Annotated in this window: 20 protein-coding genes, 2 tRNA genes and 1 rRNA gene; 19 read left to right on the forward strand and 4 right to left on the reverse strand. The window is 31.3% G+C overall.

What is annotated here, in order from left to right; all coding sequences use genetic code 4:
- The first annotated feature begins 47 nt into the window (after window positions 1-47).
- Window positions 48-839, forward strand: a complete 792-nt coding sequence (locus tag ACOMC1_RS00185) for a YcsE-related riboflavin metabolism phosphatase (protein WP_420330642.1) — start codon at window positions 48-50, stop codon at window positions 837-839.
- Between the two features lie 45 nt (window positions 840-884).
- Here ACOMC1_RS00185 and ACOMC1_RS00190 read toward each other — a convergent pair whose 3' ends face one another.
- A complete protein-coding gene (locus tag ACOMC1_RS00190) occupies window positions 885-1,973 on the reverse strand; it encodes a M42 family metallopeptidase (RefSeq protein ID WP_420330643.1) in 1,089 nt (362 codons plus the stop codon).
- Window positions 1,974-2,133: 160 nt separating this feature from the next.
- Between ACOMC1_RS00190 and tsaD the strand changes: the two genes are divergently transcribed.
- From tsaD to mutM, 4 genes are all read left to right on the forward strand, one after another.
- Window positions 2,134-3,057, forward strand: coding sequence for a tRNA (adenosine(37)-N6)-threonylcarbamoyltransferase complex transferase subunit TsaD (tsaD, locus tag ACOMC1_RS00195; RefSeq protein ID WP_420330644.1), 924 nt, complete (start codon window positions 2,134-2,136; stop codon window positions 3,055-3,057).
- Between the two features lie 63 nt (window positions 3,058-3,120).
- Window positions 3,121-4,104, forward strand: a complete 984-nt coding sequence (locus tag ACOMC1_RS00200) for an alpha/beta hydrolase (protein ID WP_420330645.1) — start codon at window positions 3,121-3,123, stop codon at window positions 4,102-4,104.
- The gene (locus ACOMC1_RS00205) at window positions 4,094-4,381 is read left to right on the forward strand and encodes a hypothetical protein (RefSeq protein WP_420330646.1); all 288 of its coding nucleotides are present in this window, start codon (window positions 4,094-4,096) and stop codon (window positions 4,379-4,381) included. Before ACOMC1_RS00200 ends, ACOMC1_RS00205 begins: the two co-directional genes overlap by 11 nt.
- A 13-nt stretch (window positions 4,382-4,394) precedes the next feature.
- Window positions 4,395-5,222 (forward strand): DNA-formamidopyrimidine glycosylase, encoded by an 828-nt coding sequence (mutM, locus tag ACOMC1_RS00210; protein WP_420330647.1) that lies wholly within the window; start codon window positions 4,395-4,397, stop codon window positions 5,220-5,222.
- 8 nt (window positions 5,223-5,230) lie between these two features.
- On the opposite strand, the gene ACOMC1_RS00215 is transcribed toward mutM, so the two are convergent.
- The 3 genes from ACOMC1_RS00215 to prmC form a co-directional block, all read right to left on the reverse strand.
- Window positions 5,231-5,716: a hypothetical protein gene (locus ACOMC1_RS00215; protein WP_420330648.1), complete on the reverse strand. Its 486-nt coding sequence runs from the start codon at window positions 5,714-5,716 to the stop codon at window positions 5,231-5,233.
- A gap of 244 nt (window positions 5,717-5,960) precedes the next feature.
- A tRNA-Trp gene (locus ACOMC1_RS00220) sits at window positions 5,961-6,034 on the reverse strand.
- A 52-nt stretch (window positions 6,035-6,086) separates the two neighbouring features.
- Window positions 6,087-6,791, reverse strand: coding sequence for a peptide chain release factor N(5)-glutamine methyltransferase (gene prmC / locus ACOMC1_RS00225; protein ID WP_420330649.1), 705 nt, complete (start codon window positions 6,789-6,791; stop codon window positions 6,087-6,089).
- A gap of 105 nt (window positions 6,792-6,896) precedes the next feature.
- Between prmC and ACOMC1_RS00230 the strand changes: the two genes are divergently transcribed.
- From ACOMC1_RS00230 to ACOMC1_RS00295, 14 genes are all read left to right on the forward strand, one after another.
- Window positions 6,897-7,382, forward strand: a complete 486-nt coding sequence (locus tag ACOMC1_RS00230) for an L-threonylcarbamoyladenylate synthase (RefSeq protein WP_420330650.1) — start codon at window positions 6,897-6,899, stop codon at window positions 7,380-7,382.
- Between the two features lie 20 nt (window positions 7,383-7,402).
- Entirely contained in the window at window positions 7,403-7,834 is a 432-nt protein-coding gene (gene rpiB, locus ACOMC1_RS00235) for a ribose 5-phosphate isomerase B (protein WP_420330651.1), read from the forward strand.
- A 73-nt stretch (window positions 7,835-7,907) separates the two neighbouring features.
- Window positions 7,908-8,013, forward strand: a 5S ribosomal RNA gene (gene rrf, locus ACOMC1_RS00240).
- 236 nt (window positions 8,014-8,249) lie between these two features.
- Window positions 8,250-9,479 carry a cytosine permease gene (locus ACOMC1_RS00245; protein WP_420330652.1) on the forward strand — a complete coding sequence of 410 codons (1,230 nt, stop codon included), beginning with the start codon at window positions 8,250-8,252 and terminating at the stop codon, window positions 9,477-9,479.
- Window positions 9,445-10,650 carry an amidohydrolase family protein gene (locus ACOMC1_RS00250; RefSeq protein ID WP_420330653.1) on the forward strand — a complete coding sequence of 402 codons (1,206 nt, stop codon included), beginning with the start codon at window positions 9,445-9,447 and terminating at the stop codon, window positions 10,648-10,650. Before ACOMC1_RS00245 ends, ACOMC1_RS00250 begins: the two co-directional genes overlap by 35 nt.
- Window positions 10,651-10,819: 169 nt before the next feature.
- A complete protein-coding gene (locus ACOMC1_RS00255) occupies window positions 10,820-12,466 on the forward strand; it encodes a ribonuclease J (RefSeq protein ID WP_420330654.1) in 1,647 nt (548 codons plus the stop codon).
- A 36-nt stretch (window positions 12,467-12,502) separates the two neighbouring features.
- Window positions 12,503-14,668: a DNA translocase FtsK gene (locus tag ACOMC1_RS00260; protein WP_420330655.1), complete on the forward strand. Its 2,166-nt coding sequence runs from the start codon at window positions 12,503-12,505 to the stop codon at window positions 14,666-14,668.
- Window positions 14,668-14,988, forward strand: a complete 321-nt coding sequence (locus tag ACOMC1_RS00265) for a thioredoxin family protein (protein WP_420330656.1) — start codon at window positions 14,668-14,670, stop codon at window positions 14,986-14,988. Before ACOMC1_RS00260 ends, ACOMC1_RS00265 begins: the two co-directional genes overlap by 1 nt.
- A gap of 249 nt (window positions 14,989-15,237) precedes the next feature.
- Complete coding sequence (locus tag ACOMC1_RS00270) at window positions 15,238-15,444, forward strand: Vmc-like lipoprotein signal peptide domain-containing protein (RefSeq protein ID WP_420330657.1); 207 nt, start codon at window positions 15,238-15,240, stop codon at window positions 15,442-15,444.
- A 68-nt stretch (window positions 15,445-15,512) separates the two neighbouring features.
- A complete protein-coding gene (locus tag ACOMC1_RS00275; protein WP_420330658.1) occupies window positions 15,513-15,989 on the forward strand; it encodes a metallophosphoesterase family protein in 477 nt (158 codons plus the stop codon).
- An 18-nt stretch (window positions 15,990-16,007) separates the two neighbouring features.
- Window positions 16,008-16,084, forward strand: a tRNA-Arg gene (locus ACOMC1_RS00280).
- A 77-nt stretch (window positions 16,085-16,161) separates the two neighbouring features.
- Window positions 16,162-16,848 (forward strand): DUF3196 family protein, encoded by a 687-nt coding sequence (locus tag ACOMC1_RS00285; protein ID WP_420330659.1) that lies wholly within the window; start codon window positions 16,162-16,164, stop codon window positions 16,846-16,848.
- Window positions 16,849-16,964: 116 nt separating this feature from the next.
- Complete coding sequence (gene tig / locus ACOMC1_RS00290; protein ID WP_420330660.1) at window positions 16,965-18,242, forward strand: trigger factor; 1,278 nt, start codon at window positions 16,965-16,967, stop codon at window positions 18,240-18,242.
- Window positions 18,243-18,522: 280 nt separating this feature from the next.
- Window positions 18,523-18,753: hypothetical protein (locus ACOMC1_RS00295; RefSeq protein ID WP_420330661.1), on the forward strand; the 231-nt coding region annotated here is incomplete at its 3' end.
- Window positions 18,754-18,758: the final 5 nt, after the last annotated feature.

Below are 18,758 nucleotides of genomic sequence, written 5' to 3' on the forward strand. Positions count from 1 at the left end.
GATGCATGTTTTTTTATATAAAATATAAATATAAAGGAGAGTATATTTTGTATAAACTAATCGCATTCGATATTGATGGAACAATCCTTCCGCACGGAGATGTTGAATTATCGCCAGAAATTTTAAAGATGTTTGAGGATCTAAAGAAAGCTGGTTATGTAACAGCATTCGTAACAGGGAGAGAATTTATCACTATCAATAAAATGATAGATACTCCAAATGTTGATTATTTTCTTGGAGCTAACGGAACATTCATTTATGACATGAAGAAGAAGGAAACACTTTGAGAAAAAGTCGTTCCATTTTATGAATATAAAAACCTTGAAAAATATTGTGAAGAAAACAATATAAATTTAAGTGTTATTACACAACACTCAGTTTTCTTTAGAGATAAGGGTAGTTATCAAGGGAATTGATTTTGAGATCAATTCTATGATTTAATAAAACCATTAGATGATGACAAGATTCAAAAAGAAGATATACATCAAATAACAGTTAGAACAACAGATACTGATGAACAAAAACAAGTTCTTGAATTTGTGAAAACACTTTCTGAAATAGAAGTTAACACAACATGACCACAAGGTATGTTCGTAGGACCTACTGGAGTTAACAAAGCATCAGGGCTTAAAAGGCTTGGGGATAGAATCAATATTAAGCTTGAAGAAATGGTGGCTTTTGGAGATGGTTCTAATGACTTTGAGATGCTTAAAGAAGTTGGATATGGTGTTGCAATGGAGATTGCTGATGATGACTTAAAAGCCGTTGCAAATGATACGTGTGGTAAAGCAGCTGACTTTGGACCATTAAACAAATTAAAAGAAATGAAAATTCTTTAAAAATTAATATAAAAAAAGAACCAATTAAGGTTCATTTTTTAATTCTTATTTATATTGAATTGAAGAATATGCTTCTTCGTTGAATGCTTTAACGAATTCAACAAGTAAATCAATACCTGCTTTAATATCTGTTAAGTGACACATACCATGTGGTGAGTGTAGGTAACGTTGAGGGATTGAAAGAGTAATTGTAGCAACTCCACCTTCTCCGTATTGTAATTCAGCAGCATCTGTTCCACCACCTTGAGCTACAAATTTGTAACAAGGGATGTTGTGTTTTTTAGAAAGGTCGTAAATGAATTTAACAAGTTTTGGATCCATCATTGTTCCACCATCTTTAACACGAATAGCAATTCCTTTTCCTAGTTCTTGAATACCAGCGATTGCACCATATGTATCGTGTGAAGCACATGTATCGATAGCAATAGCAACATCTGGTTTAATTTGTGAAACTGATGTTTTAGCACCACGTGTTCCAACTTCTTCTTGAACTGTTCCAACTACATAAAGGTCATTTTGGTTATCAAAATCTTTTAATCTATTAACAACTTGGTCAATGATTGTAACACCAGCACGGTTATCCATTGCTTTACCAACAACGAAGTCTTTACCCATTCTGAAGTTGTTTGCTTCCATGTAAACTCTATCTCCAGGTTCAATTCCTGCTTCTTCTACTTCTTTTTTAGAAGTGAAACCACAGTCAACAAACATTTCTTTAAGTTTCATTGTTTTTTCAACTTTAGCTCTATCTAAAATGTGGATTGATGTGTGTCCAAAGATTCCTCTGAATACATCTCCATTTGAGTTGATAAGTCTTGCTGATTGTCCAACAACTGTATGTGATCAAACACCACCAACCATTGATAATCTAATTTGTCCATTTTTTTGGATATCTTGTACTAAGTAACCAACTTCATCCATGTGTGCAGCAATCATAACTTTTGGTCCGTTTGCATTACCTTTTTTGTTCATAATTAATGAACCCATTCCATCTCTTGAATAATCAAATCCAGCAGCTTCAGTATTTTTTCTTAATGCAGCAGCAACTTGATCTTCGTATCTAGACATTCCTTCGATTGAAAGGTATGATTCTAGTAATTCTCATAATTCTTTATCGTTCTTTTTAACGCTCATCTTATTCTCCTTAAGTAGTTTCTTTTTTAACTTCCTTAATTATAAAACTTTTTCATGATTTCTCATTTATTTTTAAGTGTTGAGATGCTAAAAAAATCTCATAATAAATATTGCTTGTGAACTTAGTTGAATTTTAATGAGTAATGTATATAATAAATATATGAAAATATTAGGAATAGAAACATCACATGATGATACATCAATAGCAGTTATTAATAATGGAACTATTGAAGCTATGGTAACTTACTCACAAATTGAAGAACACGCTAAATTTGGTGGGGTTGTCCCAGAAATTGCTTCAAGAGAACATGCTATGAATGTCGCAACAGTTTTAGAAGAAGTTAGAAAACAAGTTAGCATTGAAGATATAGATATGGTTGCATATACAAAAGAACCTGGTTTAATAGGTGCATTACACATGGGTTCATTATTGGCACATGGTATTGCTTTTGCATTAGATGTAGAAATAAAACCAATTAACCATTTAACTGGTCACATATTCTCAAGTGCTATTGATCATGAAATCTCATTCCCCGCTATTGCATTGGTAGTCTCAGGAGGACATTCACAGATTATGTTAGCGAACTCACCTGAAGATATTCAAATAGTTGGACAAACACAAGATGATGCTGTTGGAGAAACATATGATAAGGTTGCTAGAAAATTAGAACTTGGATACCCTGGTGGTCCACACATCGACAAACTTGCTAAGGGTTACGAACCAACTCTGAAATTCCCTATTCCAATGAATGACAATACATTGGACTTGTCATTCTCTGGTCTTAAATCACATGTAATTAATTACATCCATAACAATACACAAAAAGGTAATGAAATTAATAAACAAGAAGTTGCAGCAGCATTCCAAATTGCAGCAGTTACTTCATTAATGAACAAAACAAAAATGGCTATCGAAAGATATAATCCGAAATGCATCGTTCTTGCAGGTGGAGTATCAGCAAATTCAAAAGTTAGAGAAGAATTCCTAAAACTACACGAAAATGCAATAATACCTAATCTAAAATATGCAACAGATAATGGTGGGATGATTGCAAAGACAGCTGAAATTTTATATGGAAAATAGTATTCTTAGTGAATGCTATTTTATTATTCTTTTTTGAAATAAAATAGATGTTAAAATTAGTATATGAAAATCTCAGAAAGAATAATATCAATCACATTAATAATCATCATGGTTATCATTCCTATATTTTTAATAATTGCATTAATAATTGCTTTCTTAACAGCAAAAAATATGGCGAACCCTAAAAAATATAATAAAGAAGATATCTTAAAAGAAGATATTGAGGGTGTTGGGAAATTATTTGATCTTAAAAAATATATTCAAAAAGGTCCTTTGAAAACAGAAACATTAATTACTATTGAAAATAAAAAAATAGAATATGAAATTTGAGGGAAAGAAACTAATAAGAAATATGTCATTCTTGTACACGGTATGTACAACACCAGAGAAAGAATGTATAAGTATGCAAAAGTTTGAAATGATGCAGGATACAATGCGATTGCATTTGATGGTAGGGGTTGAGGTACCAATGCAATTTTAGGTAGATGTACTATGGGTTATAAAGAACCGGATGTAATTCAAGAAATTTATCTTGATGTTGTTGAGAAATATAAAACTAGAAATATTGGATTGCATGGCGAATCTATGGGTGGAGCAACAGTTTTTAATTGAATTAAGAAATATAGAAAATTTACACCTGTTCAGTTTGTAGTTGCTGAAGCTGGATATATGGATTTCAGAAAACCAGCATTATTGGGTATTAAAAAATATAAGGTTCCAACTGTGATGGCTATAGCTATTTATCCATTGGTTAAATTATGATTATTAACATTCGGGATTAATTTATGAAAAGTGAATGTCAAACAAAAACATATTAAACAATGATTCGATATACCAATGTTACTAATACATTCAAAAACTGATTCAGTAGTACCTTGAGAAGAGTACGAAAGAATTAAAGAAATGTTGCAAAAATCAAAAGTGGATTTTGAAACATTAGAACTTGAAGAAGGGAATCACGTAAGAATATTAACTAATAAAGATATTCAAAAAGAATGAGTAGAAGAAATTAATAAATTTATAAAGGAGGTCGAAAATGAAAAGTAAAATGTTTAAATTCACAAAAAAACATATTTATGTATTTGGAATACTTGCAAACATCATTCCATTAATTGGTTTAGCTGTTATGGGTTGAAATGGATTCTCATATCTAAATAAATATCAATTATGAGCGTGAGTTGCTGGAGCTGTTTATTATGTATTTATGTGAACTGTTGCATTAGCAATGTGAAAAAAAGTTGATTCATCAACAAAAGAAGTTAACGCAACAAATGCAAAAATTGAAGCGTTAGAAAAAAGAATTAAAGAATTAGAAGAAAAATAGCCAAGGAGGTAATATGCCAGAAATGCCAGAAGTAAGAACAATGATAAAAGGATTGAATGCTGTTTCTTATAATAAAACAATTAGAGAAGTTGAGTTTATTGTTCCTAAATTACTTAAAGAAATAACTGAAGAAGAATTTTCTAATGCGGTTATTGGTAAAACTATCGAAAGATTTAAAAATCTTGGTAAATGAATTATTTTTGAACTTTCAGAAGATATTATTATTCTTTCTCATTTAAGGATGACTGGAACATATTACTTTTATGAAACTAAACCAGAAGAAAACCCTAAACATGTTGGGGTAATATTTAGGTTTGATGATGGTTCTGAATTGCATTTTATTGATTCCAGAAAATTTGGGACAATGCATTTAAGAGAAAAAGAGACTTATTTGGGGTTGAAACCCCTTCACAAGCTTGCTAAGGAACCTCAAGACACAAATCCTAAAGAGTTCTTAGAAACACTCAAAAGGACTTCTAGAGCCATTAAAACAGTTGTTTTAGATCAATATCATGTTATTGGGTTTGGAAATATTTATGTTGACGAGACTCTATGAAAGGCAAAAATCCATCCAGAAACACCCGCTTCTAAAATAACGTTGAAAGAAGCAAAGGATATTTTGAATATAGGAGCTTCAATAATGGATCATGCTACTGAGTTGGGTGGTTCATCAATTAGAACTTATGGTTCTGTCAATGGTAAACCTGGAGAATACCAAAAACATTTAAAGGTATTTGATCAAGCTGGACAAGAATGCCCAAGGTGTAAAACAACTTTAGAAAAAAGCAGAGTTAATGGTCGTGGTACGGTTACATGTCCAAAATGTCAAACAAAAAGATAGGGAATTCCCTATCTTTTCATTTTTCTCAATGTCTTCGCGATACCTTCAACCTTTTTGCTTTTCATTTGTTCGCCAATTTCTTCTATAGCAGGTATGAAGTTTTTTACGTATACTCTCTCAAAATATTCGTTAATCATTTTGATGTATTTTGAGTAAAACTTTTTACTCAATGAAAGAACCCTAACTTCTTTCCCATCAATTTCAAGAAAATCTTTCTTAATTATTCCTAATTCAACAAGTTCATCGATAGATCTTGAAATATTTCCAGGATCTTTCTTTAGATAATCAGAGACACTTTTCTTTGTGACTAGTTCTCCAAATACCATAGCGTTAATTATATAAAGCTTATTTTTGTTTAATTTCGGATTAATTTCTTTCGCCTCGAGAATAAATTCATCTTGAAACGTCTTTTTTGATTTTAAATGCATCGTCTCCATTTTTCACATGAAGAGAGCTGAGTAAGACATTTCATTGCTAAAATAGTCTTTTTTCATATTCCTCTTTTCTCGTTTATTGCCAAGTTGTGTAAAAGATAAAATTACACTCCAAAACAATAACACATTGCTTATTTGATGAATGTAAATAACAAAACACCACACAACAGAAAATGTTTCATATTATTACTATCATACAAAAAAATAGTGATTTAGTAAATATAAAAAAATGTCCATTTATCTTTTGAGGATAAAAAAATACAACGATAATGTTGTACTATAAACGATCATTTTATAAATGATATGGCGAGAGTAGTAGGAATCGAACCCACATCAACGGGTTTGGAATCCGTTGTTCTACCACTAAACTATACTCCCAAGTTTATATTAATAATGATAAAACAATAAGTGACCTTTGAAACATTAAAACTTAACTTAGTTTAAATGCCATTCTTGATTTTCCGTTGATATCTTTAATGATTTCAAAATCTTTACTTTTTAAGAATGCAACATTGTCTTCTGAAATCTCAAACAAAATAACTCCTCTAGGATTTAAGAATGTTTTATATTCATTTACAATCCTTTTGTATAAGTCATTTCCATCTGCACCACCAAATAAAGCTAAATGAGGTTCATAATCTAAAACTGAATTACTTAAAGTTGTTTCTTCTGGGATGTATGGTGGATTTGAAATGATGACATCAAACTTTCCATTTATATTTTCAAATAAATCAGATTCGACAACTTCAATTTCTAAATTATTAATTTCTTTATTGATGTTTATTTGCTCGATTGCTTCTTTAGAAATGTCAGAAGCAACAATATTTGCATTTGTCATCTTTTTAACAGCTAAACCTATATATCCACTACCTGAACACAAGTCAAGAACTCTAGAATCTTCTTTTATATATTTCTTAGCTAATAAAATAAGTTCTTCAGTTTCATATCTTGGAATCAATACATCTTTTGAAAGATCTATTTTCACATCAGTCATTTCTATATGACCTAATACTTTGTGTAAGGGTACACCTTGATTAATTTTCTCTAATTCTTTTCTTGATTCTTCGATCATTTCTGCTTGAGATTTTCTATAGTAATCTTCTTTGTATTTAAGTTTTAAGTATTTGCTATTCATGTTGAAATTATAAATGAAAGGTAGGATTGAATGAATATAAAAAATACTATTCAATATTGGAGCAATAAGAAATAAAAAAAGTATTTAAGTTATAATTAAATTGTTATGAAAAAATATGAAGAACTTTTTATCGCCACAACAGATACAGTAGTAGGAATTGGAGCTCCAATTTCTGAGACTAACCGAAAAAAAATTATGCAACTTAAAGAAAGACCTGAGGAGAAAAAGTTGTTAGTAATGGTTAGCTCTATCGCCGAAGCTAGAACATTTGCCGGTTGAAACGCCAACGCCGAAGCAATTGCTCAAAAATATTGACCAGGACAAGTAACAATCGTGCTTGATGAAGTTGGTCTAAGAATACCCGACAACAAAGGGTTAATAAACCTTATGGATGAGATTGGTCCAATTTATATGACGAGTGCAAACAAAAGTGGTAGCACAACGTTAAAATTAAAAGAAGCAATCGTAACTTTCCCAGAAATACATAAACACTATGACTTTGGACACGGAACAAACATTAGCTCCACAATAGTTAGAGCAAGTAACATGTCTATTATTAGACGGGGAAGTGTTAGAATAGAAATAGATTAACAAACAATTAAGGAGTAAATATGAAAATATTGATGGCATCAGACCACGCTGGATTTAAATTAAAAAAAGCTGTTGAAAAACACTTACTAGAAAACGGACATGAAGTAATCGATTTAGGTTGCGATTCACCAGAAAGAGCGAACTACGCTTCATTTGGATTAAAAATGGGTGAAGAAATGTCAAATGGTAAAGCACCTTTTGGGGTTCTAGTTTGTGGTTCTGGAATTGGTATATCAATTGCAGCAAACAGATTCAAAGGTGTAAGAGCCGCTAGAGTTTTTGATGTAGAAGACGCAAAACTAACTAGACAACACAATGATGCAAATGTTATTGCATTAGGTGAAAGAATGATTAAAGAAGATCAAGCTATTAAAATGGTAGATGCATTCCTTGCTGAACCTTTTGAAGGTGGAAGACACCAAGAAAGAGTTGAAACTTTAGATAAGTGCTAATAAGCACTTTTTTTATTTTCTAAATTTATTTTAAAAAAAGTTGAAAAAACCTTAAATATTTATGTATAATACTTTTGGTGATTATAGCAACGGGGCGCACCTGAATCCATTCCGAACTCAGCAGTTAAGCCCGTTAACGTCGACGATAGCCGTAAGGTGAAAATAGAAAGTCGCTTTTTTTTCGCCATTTTTGACTATGCTATAACAAAGTACAAATGTGAATAAAACCTAATATTAAATGAAAAACAAACCTAGTATAATTCTTTCAATGAAAAATTTAAACAAGGCAAAACAAACTTTATTAAAGAGAGATGCGAATCTTGTTGTTTTGTATTTATATAATATATAACCATTCGTGGTTATATATTTTTTTGTAAATTTTCATTCATAAAAAAACTAAAGGGAGAATAAACATATGACTATTAACTACAAGGGATTCTGAACTATGCTTGCGCTTATGTTCGGATTTACAATATTTTCAGCATCGGTAATGTCTGGTGCACAAATCGGTAATGATATCAAGGTGTGACAAGGTGCACTTGCTATTATTATTGGTAACTTCTTGCTTGCAGCATACGGTGCTTTATTAGCTTGGATATCAAAAAGACAAAATAAAAACTTAGATGAAACATTAAAGAAATCATTCGGGAAAAAGGGAGCTATTATTCCTTCAATGATTATGGTTATCACACAGGTAGGATGATTTGGAGTTGGTATTGCCATGATTGCGAAACCAATTTCAGCAGAATTAGGTATTTCGCCATGATACATAGTATTCATTGCAACAGCACTTATTATTTCAACAGCGTTCTTTGGGATTAAATCTCTAACAATAATTTCAATGATCGCAGTTCCACTAGTAATACTTCTAGGATTTATCAGTATGGGTACAAATGTTCATATCGGACATTATCATGAACCTGCAGAGAAACACAGTATGACAAACATCATACAAGCAATTGCAGTTGTTATAGGGACATTTATTTCAGGTGCAACATTTGTTCCAAACTTCGCAAAAGAAGCTAAGAATTCAAAGATAGCATGACAAACAACAGCATTAGCATTTTTCGTTGGTAACGGAATAATGATTACATTCGGATTTGTTTCTCAAATATATTCAGAAACAAAAATATTTGACTTCATTTCAATCACAAAAGCACACGGTGGTATGGGTCTTGTTGTAATTGGATACATAATCCTAATACTAAATATTTGAACAACAAATGACTCGGGTATGTTCTCGATATCTCTGGCATTTGAACACTGATTTAAATTACCTAAAAAGTTAGGTGTAGTAATCTTCGGATTGATCGGTGCAGGAGCATCACTATGATTATTTGATAACTTCATCGAATTCTTAAATTACATGAATAGATTTGTACCAGCAATTGGAGCAATCATTATATTAAATTACTTCTTAGTTGATGAGGAAAAGATTTCTCAAAAACTAAAACCAGCATTACCAATAGCAGCAATCGCCATTTTAGCATTATCAACAGGAATTACATTCATTCCAGCTGTTACACCATATGCACCATTCGTATCATTTTCAATTGCAATAGTTGCATACTCAATACTGGTGTTAATAATTAAAAAAATCGGAGGAAAAAGTGAAGATACTTTACAAACAAGCGAAGTTAAATAATCAAAATATTGATATTTTAGTTGAAGATGGAAACATCAATAAAATCGCCAAAAACATAGCAATAGAGGTTGATAAGACCATTGATTGTAAAGGTGGGTTGGTCTTAAATCCATTCAATGATCCTCATGTACATATTGATTCTGCATTTACAGCGGGAGAACCAAGATTCAACGAGTCTGGTTCATTATTTGAAGGTATTGAAATTTGAAGAGAAAGAAAAGAATCTTTAACTGAAGAAGACTTTGTAAAAAGAACAGATCAACTTTTTGAAAGATATGTAAAAAACGGAGCTCAAAATATAAGGGCGCACTTAGACATAACTGGTAATGGTGTTGAAATTGTTAAGTGAGCTTCAAAACAAAAGCAAAAATGAGCTAATAAATTAAACATACAACTAGTTGGATTTCCTCAAGACGGTATTTTAACAAAACCGGAATTTAAAGAAAACCTTAAAAAGGGTATTGAATATGGATTGGATGTTGTGGGAGGAATACCTCACTATGAAATATCAACTAAACATGGTTGAGAATCTATTGATTTCCTTTTAGAAGTTGCTAAAGAAAATAATCTATTAGTAGACATGCACTGTGATGAAATCGATGATCCAAATTCAAAATTCTTAGAATATCTTGCTGCTAAAACATATGAAATGGGTATGCAAGGAAGAGTGACTGCATCTCATACAACTGCATTTGCTAGATATAATAATGCATATGTAAGAAAACTTTGAGGAGTGCTTGAGAAAGCACAAATGAACTTCATAGCAAACCCTCTTGTTAATGTGCATCTTGGAGGAAGATTTGATGAAGTTAATCCAGGTAGAGGAATTACAAGGGTAAAAGAAATATTAGAACATGAACAACTTACTGTTGCTTACGGTCACGATGACGTAAGAGACCCTTGATATTCATTGGGTGATGCAAACATGATGCAAGTGCTCTTTATGGGACTACACCTAAACCACTTAACTGGGCATAATGAGATCAAAGAATCAATTAATTTAATAACAAAAAATTCAGCAAAAATAATGAACTTGAAAAATTATGAAATCAAAGAAGGTAATCCTGCAAACTTCCTAATAATGAATGAAGGAAATATATTTGACGTTATTTGTATGATTGATAAGGTTAAATACAACGTTCGTAATGGACAAGTTATTAATATTGATTAAAAATAATACTACTATGATTTATCATAGTTTTATATTACCCCCAATTTTTTCTCTTTAATCTTGTGTTATAATAAATTTAAATAATTAAATCTTTCACCTTCCTTTTATTAATTTAACTACATAGCAATTAATAGAACAGAAAGTATACAAGCAGAAAAAGGAGGCCAAAATGGCTAATATTAATATATTCGCTCTTGGAGGACAAGACGAAAATGGTAAAAACTGTTACGCAATTGAAGTTAATAACGATACTTTTATTGTAGATGCAGGTATAAAATTACCCGTAGTGTCAAAATTAGGTGTTGATACAATCATCCCTACATTTGATTACATTACAAAAAACGCAAAGAAAATTAAAGGTGTGTTTATCTCACACGGTCATGATGAAGTGTTCGCCGCACTACCATGATTATTAATGTCTACAAAAGGACTAAAAATTTACGGTTCAAAATTTACAGTTGACGTAATTAAAGAACGTGTTTCTAAATACAAAATAGGACACAACGATTTTTCAATCAACATAATTGATAAAGATACAAAATTCGGAGATGTAGTTGTTAAACCATTTGAGTTAGCACACTCAATCCCTGGAACACTAGGTTACAACTTCTCAACAGAAGATGGTGACATCCTTTACATGACTAACTATGTTGTTGGAGATTTAGGTAAATATGGAAAAACTGATTTAGAAGCAATCAAAAAATCAACATCAGAAAAAGGTATTCTTGCACTTCTTGCTGAATCAGCGAGATCATCATACATTGGTTCTGCATTTGATAAATCATCAGTAAAACCAGTTGTTACTGAAACATTCAAATCAACACCAGATGACCAAAGAATTATTGTTGGTGCATATGATGAAGAAATGTACACACTACAAGAAATTCTGGATTTAGCAATTGAAGCTAATAGACCAGTTATTACTTACGGTAGAGCATATTCAACATTAATCAAAACATTCATCAAACAAAACCCAGATGCAAAATTACCAAAATTCATCGATTACAAACTTGCAGAAAAAACTAATAATGCAGTAATCCTTGTTACTGGTACAGGAGAAAGACTTTACCAAAGATTTATCAGAATCTGTGAAGGTAACGATGTATTCTTAAAATTTAGAAAAGAAGATACAGTTATTATGATAGCTCCTCCAATTAATGGATTAGAAAAAACAGCAGCAAGAACATTAGACCTAATCTCAAGAAACCTTAGAAGAATCTACGATGTTTCTGAAAAAGATTACTACAAATTCAACCCTGCGAAAGAAGATATCTTTAACACAATTCAAATTCTTAAACCAAGACACTTCATTCCTATCTCAGGTCTTTTCAGATACCTAAAGAACGCTGAAAGAATTGCTGAAGAAGCCAACAAATTTACAAAATCAATCACACTACAAAATGGTAAGATTGCATTATTTAAAGAAGGTAAACTTGCTTCAACAAATGGTAAGATCAAAGAACATGGAGACACAATCATTGATGGATTTGGTGTTGGTGACTTATCATATGGAGTTATTGCAGAGCGTGAAGAATTAGCTCGTGAAGGTGTTCTTACTGTAGCGATTCTAATTGATTACAAAACTAAAAAAGTGTTATCAGATATTAATATCAATACTGTTGGAATCATGATTCCAAAAGGTGGAGATACAGATATTATGGATCTAATTAAATCTAGAATTATTCAAACTATTGAAGAACAAGATAGATTTGATTACAAATTAATTCAAAACAGAATTAGAAACAGAATTAAAAAATCACTATTTAGAGCTATCAATAAAGAACCAATGGTAGTTGTTACATTTTACGAAGTTTAGAACCGAATGGTTCTTTTTTCTTTATAATTTATCTAAATGAATAATCCAAACAATAATCCCAAAAATCAATACAACCCCTTGAGAGACAAAAAGATACTTGGAATGATACTGTTAATGACAGCTGTATCATTGCAAATTTTTGCTTTTCTTGAAGTTCCATTTTTAAGTAGTATACATGCCTACACTGTCGGTATGCTTTTTGGTGTGTTCAATCCATTTTTCTACTTATTCGTATGTTTTCATGCAATTAAGATGATTTTGCCAAGTAAATGAAAACTACCTAATTGATTTAAATTAACAACATTTAATTATTGATTTATTGCACTATCAATAATATTCACCGTACATGCGTGAGGCGCTTTCCCAAAAGAACACTTTAAAGAAAAAGATAACTTAAATACTTTTGGTGCAAATGCTTGAGATAGAGCAATCAGACAAGACTGATGAGAACACTTTAAAGATGCGGGTAAAAATGACATGTATTGAAAACCAAATAGTACTTGAGGTGGTTTAGTTGGTTATTCAATTTGAGCATTCTTTGCAATGTTCAGTTCTCCAATTGGTGCCGGAATAATAGCTGCAATCTTATTAATCTTCTCTGTTTCATTCTTGGTAACTGGTTCAATGTTTGGACTTTACAAATTCAACAAGAATAAGAAAAGACAAATCCTTAAAGAAAAAGAAGCACATGGTGAAGAGTTGATTGAAGTGAAGGAAGAGCAAGAACCAATCACTAAAACAGAACATCTAACAAACACATCAGAATTTGATTTACCATTTGATGATCCGTTCGCAGATGAGGTGCAACTAGAGACGGAGCAAGTGGCTGAGCAAACAACTAATGCACAACCGCAACCGCAAGTGGCACAAGCTGCTGTTGCAGCACCAGTTAAAAAGGTAGTTGCGAAACCAAAAAGAAGAGTGCCTTATATTCACCCAGAATATCCAATTATTAAATCTGAAGAAGTATTAAATACTCCAAAAGATTCTGATACTTCACAATTGAAGGAAGAAATAAAAGAGAAAGCTAAAAAACTTCAAGAGTTATTCGTAACATTCAAAATAGATGCTAAGGTTTCTAGAACTGTTGTAGGTCCTACTTTAACAAAATACATAATTACACCAGGGCCAGGAATCAACCTTAAAAAGTTTGCTCAATTAGAACAAAATATAAAAATGGTTCTTGCGGCAACTGATGTAAGAATGGAATTACCAATTCCAGGTGAAGCTGCTATTGGTGTTGAAGTACCTAATGCTAATCCACAAATGGTTGCATTTAAAGATATATTTGATGAAATGAATGAATCAGAAGATTACAAGAAAGAACCACTAGCTGCAGCGTTAGGTAAAACAATTAATGGTGAAACATTAGTTATACCTGTAAATAAAACGCCACACTTATTAGTTGCTGGTGCAACGGGTTCTGGTAAGTCTGTGGGTATTAATGCGATATTAATGTCTATGATTATGAGAACATCACCTGAACACTTAAGACTTGTTTTAGTTGATCCTAAAATGGTTGAATTCATGCCATACAATAAAGTTCCACACTTATTAACTCCAGTTATTACAGATCCAGAAATTGCTTCTAAAGCATTAGATGGACTTGTAGATGAAATGGAAAGAAGATATGCCACAATGGCTGGTATGTTTGTAAGAAATATTGAAGAATACAATGCGAAAGCAAAAGAAAAATGACCATACATTGTTTGTGTTATTGATGAATTAGCAGATCTAATGAATGTTGCTGCTAAAATAGTTGAAACGTCTATTCAACGTATTACACAAAAAGCTAGAGCTGCTGGTATCCACTTAATAGTAGCTACTCAAAGACCTTCAACAAATGTTGTTACTGGTGTTATTAAGGCTAATATACCTTCTAGAATATCATTCTCAGTAACTTCTGGTGTTGATTCAAAAGTTATCCTTGATTCTGTTGGTGCTGAAAAACTAATGGGTCGTGGGGATATGCTTATGTCTCTATACGGAAAAGGTATTGAACGTGCACAAGGTGCATATCTATCTAATGAAGAAATTGAAGCTATAATTGATAAGGTGAAAGATTATCCTGCACCACCTAGTTTCGATATACTTGGAACTAACAAGGAAGCAGATGAAGAATTAGAATTTGATGAAGATACAGTTAGAAGACAAGAACAAAAACAATCTGATGATGATTTCATGGAAGGGATATTTAAATAATGATTAAAAACATGACACTAAAAGAATTTGAAGAAATTAAAAACGAAGGAGTTGTAATCGTAGACTTCTACACAGAATGATGTGGAGATTGCAAAATGATGCAACCTATTTATGAAAATCTTGCAAACGAATTTAAAGATAAACCAGTTAAGTTTGCTGCAGTAGATGCAGAACAAGCTGAGGTATTTAAAAAAGCTGAAGGGTATAACGTTACTAAGGTTCCAACTTTCATAGTATTTAAAGATGGAAAAGAAGTTGCTAGAGGAGTTGAATACCAACCAATGGATAAAATGATTGGATGATTAAACGACGCTCTATAAAGCCTTAAAATATTAACATAAATAAAATGGACTAATATGTTCATTTTTTATATTTGTAAATAATAAATGAATTTTCATTTTTATTTTATATGTTATTTTATCCTTACTTTCTTAAAAAAATGGAATATTCAATAGATAAATATTATAGAATTAGTTTGTAGCTGAAACTAAAAGGAATAACAGGTTATATTTCATCGCCAATGGAATTGTTATTCTTGAATTCAAAATACACGAGAGAGAAGGAATTGAATGAAACTAAATAAAAAACTTATCAGTATTGGTAGTTTGGCTTTAGTTGCTCTACCTATCGCTATTGCAGCGTCTTGTTCATCGCCAATGAAAAGAACAGTAATAAAGAAAACTTCAGATAGCCAAGCATCAGAATCGCCAACAAGCAATATTGGACCAGAACATAAATTATCAATAGATCCAACACACGATTTAATTTGATATTAAAATAAAATACACTCAAAACAAACTAAGTGTTTGTTTTTTTATTTGCATAAACAATTTATAATTTAAATATGAAAAAAATAATAGCGATTTCAGACAATCATGGAAATAAAGAGATTGTTGACAAAATACTTTCAATAGAAGAATATGATTTAGCGATACATATGGGGGATTCTGAATTTGGTAAAATGTGAGCAGAAGCAAGGTTTGATTATTGTGTAGAAGGAAATAACGATTATAATGGACTTCCACTGGAAGTTAAATTTGAATATGAAGGATTGAATTTTATGATCTTACACGGGCATACTCGTGGCATTTATACTCATAATTGGGACAAACTACCTTCAAAAGTAGCAAAAGCTGAAGGTGTTGATGTTTTAATTCATGGACATTCTCACATTCCTTATATTAATGATAAAAAGGGTGTTTTTACTTCTTGTCCGGGTTCTACAACTATACCCAGAACTGATGATGGACCTACTTATGCAGTGTATATTATTAAAAATAGAAAAATTTATGGTGAAATTAAGTCAATACCTGTGTTATAATAAAAAGGCAAAAAAACTGGCCGAGTAGCTCAGCTGGATAGAGCACGTCCCTTCTAAGGATGTGGTCAGAGGTTCGAATCCTCTCTCGGTCACCATTTTTTTTCGCCTTTTTTTACCCCAAAAGGCATTAAAAATGCTATTTTTATACTCAAAATGGTAAAATTACCTTACTATGAAACAAGACTACTACGCAGAAATAATTAAAGAAATTAAAGAGTTAATTCAAACAAATCCAGCAGAAGCAGCTAAAAAATTGGAAGTTGAATTAAATATGCCTTATATTCCCGAAAGATATGAATCAACATTCTTAAATTTATTGGAAGAATTGAAATTTAAAATGAGACAAGATGCAACGGTTAATAATGAATTAAGCAGAGATGATGTTTTAGAAATACTTATGAACAATGAATCAATAAGAATGCCGATGGCAATTGCTAAATTGAAAGATTTAAACCTTAGATCTATTATTGATGATATACATAAATTAATTTCTAAAGAAACAACTCCAAACATGATTAAAACTATCGTTTATGAATATTGTGTAGAACAAGATATTGATCATAATTTTGATTGAAATGATAAAGTCATTAATCCTAAAATAGTTGGTTCTGTTGTTTCCTTAAAAACATACCTAAATACATATGTTGGAATTGAGAAATTAATCCTAAAAAACCCTTCATTAGAACACGTGGCGAAATCGCTTCTTGAACTATACTCATTAAACACATTCCCAGACTTCATTGATGAGCCTCAAGGCCTTGAAAACATCATTGTAAGTATTGCTTATGAATCAATGAATATACCTTCAATATTACCTGTTGATGAAGAGCGTAAAAACCACGTAAAATCACACATTTAAAATTAAAGAAACTAAAAAATAACACGGCGTTATTTTTCATTTTGCCTTATTTTATAAAAATAATCTATAATTTATATACCAAAGGATTAAAACTTTGTAATATAGGAGAATATAACATGGCAAAAAGAGAACTATTAAAAGCTACAGCTGAACTAAAAATTACAGTTGAAGCAAACCAAATTAAATGAGAAGAAGCGCAAGCAAAAGCTAAAAACGGTATTGCTGCAAACCTTAAAGTTGACGGATTTAGAAAAGGTAAAATTCCTGCAAACTTATTAGACAAATACATTTCACAACCAGAAGTATGACAAAAAGCACTTCCAACAATGCTAGATGAACTAGTTAAAGAAGCTGCAAAAGAAATCAAAGAAGACGAAATGATTCTTGATGGACCAGCATACAATGTTGAAAAATTAACTGGAACAGAACTTGAAGTATCATTCATTTACCCAGTTTACCCAGAAATCAAATTAGCAGATTATAAAAATCTAAAAACTAAATTTGTACAACCAACACTTGATGATAAAGCTGTTGAAGCAGAACTTACAAACCTACAAAACATGCACTCAATTCTTGTACCAGTAGAAAGAGAAGCAAAATTAGGAGATACTCTTAAATTTGATTTTGAAGGATTTGTTGGTGAAGCAGCATTCCAAGGTGGAAAAGCTGAAGATTACGAACTAGAATTAGGATCAGGACAATTCATCCCAGGATTCGAAGACCAATTAGTTGGAGTTAAAGCTGGAGAAGAAAAAGAAGTTAAAGTTACTTTCCCAGAAGAATACCACTCAGAAGAACTAAAAGGTAAAGAAGCAAGATTCATCTGTACAGTTAAAGAAGTTAAAGTTAAAGAAACACCAGAACTTAACGATGACTTTGCAAAAGAAATTAACGCACCAGGTGTTGCTACATTCGCAGAATTAAAAGCTTACATGAAAGATGTTCTTACAGAACAAGCTGTTCAAAAAGCAAGAATGGAATTCAAAGAAGCAGCATTCACAGAAATTAAAGCAGCAACAGAATTAGCTGTTCCAATGTCACTTGTAGTTAAAGAAATGAAAAGTCAAGAACAAAAATTCTTAGACGCTATGAAACAACAAGGAATTGACAAAAAAACATACATGGAAATGACAGGTATGAAAGAAGAAGCTCTTCAATCACAATACAAAGATGCAGCAGAAGCTTCACTTAAAGATTCATTAGTATTTGCAGAAATTGCAAAAATCGAAAAAATCGAATTAACAGACGCTGATTACGATAAAGAATACGAAAAATTAGCAAAAGTTTACCAACAAGATCTAGAAAACATTAAAACAATGGTTCAAAAAGTTCAAATGCAAATTCCAATGACAAACGAAAGAGTTATTGACGTTCTAATTGAAAACAACAAATAATAAAAATAATAAGCAATAGCTTATTTTTTTATGTCCTAAAACACTTTATCCATTTGAAATACTCCTTAGAATAAAAGTAATAATTCTAAAATTTACAAAAGGGATAACTTAACACTAAAATGACTAAGATTTAAACGCTGAAACTTAAAGTGCTATTTTAGCCTAAAAACCTAAGTTTTATTGTGTTTTACTCTAAAAAACAACCTATTGCTCAAATATGGTTATTTTTTTGTATCTATCAATATTTACATTTATGTAATAAATGATTTACAATTTATATATGAAAAAAATATTTAAAATAAAATCTTCTGAACTTAAAAGAGCTGAATCTTACTTAAAAGAAATTAACGCCATTGAGCCAGAAATAAAAAAATTAACAGATGAAGAATTAAAAGCTAAGACTGAGGAGTTTAAAGAAAGACTTAGAAAAGACGATCGTATGGAAAAAATTACGGTTGAAGCATTTGCTGTTGCGAGAGAGGCGTGTTTCAGAGTTTTAGGTAAAAGACCANATGA

This window comes from Mycoplasma todarodis, assembly GCF_965212735.1.
GTDB classification, from domain to species: domain Bacteria; phylum Bacillota_I; class Bacilli_A; order Mycoplasmatales; family Metamycoplasmataceae; genus Mycoplasma_K; species Mycoplasma_K todarodis_A.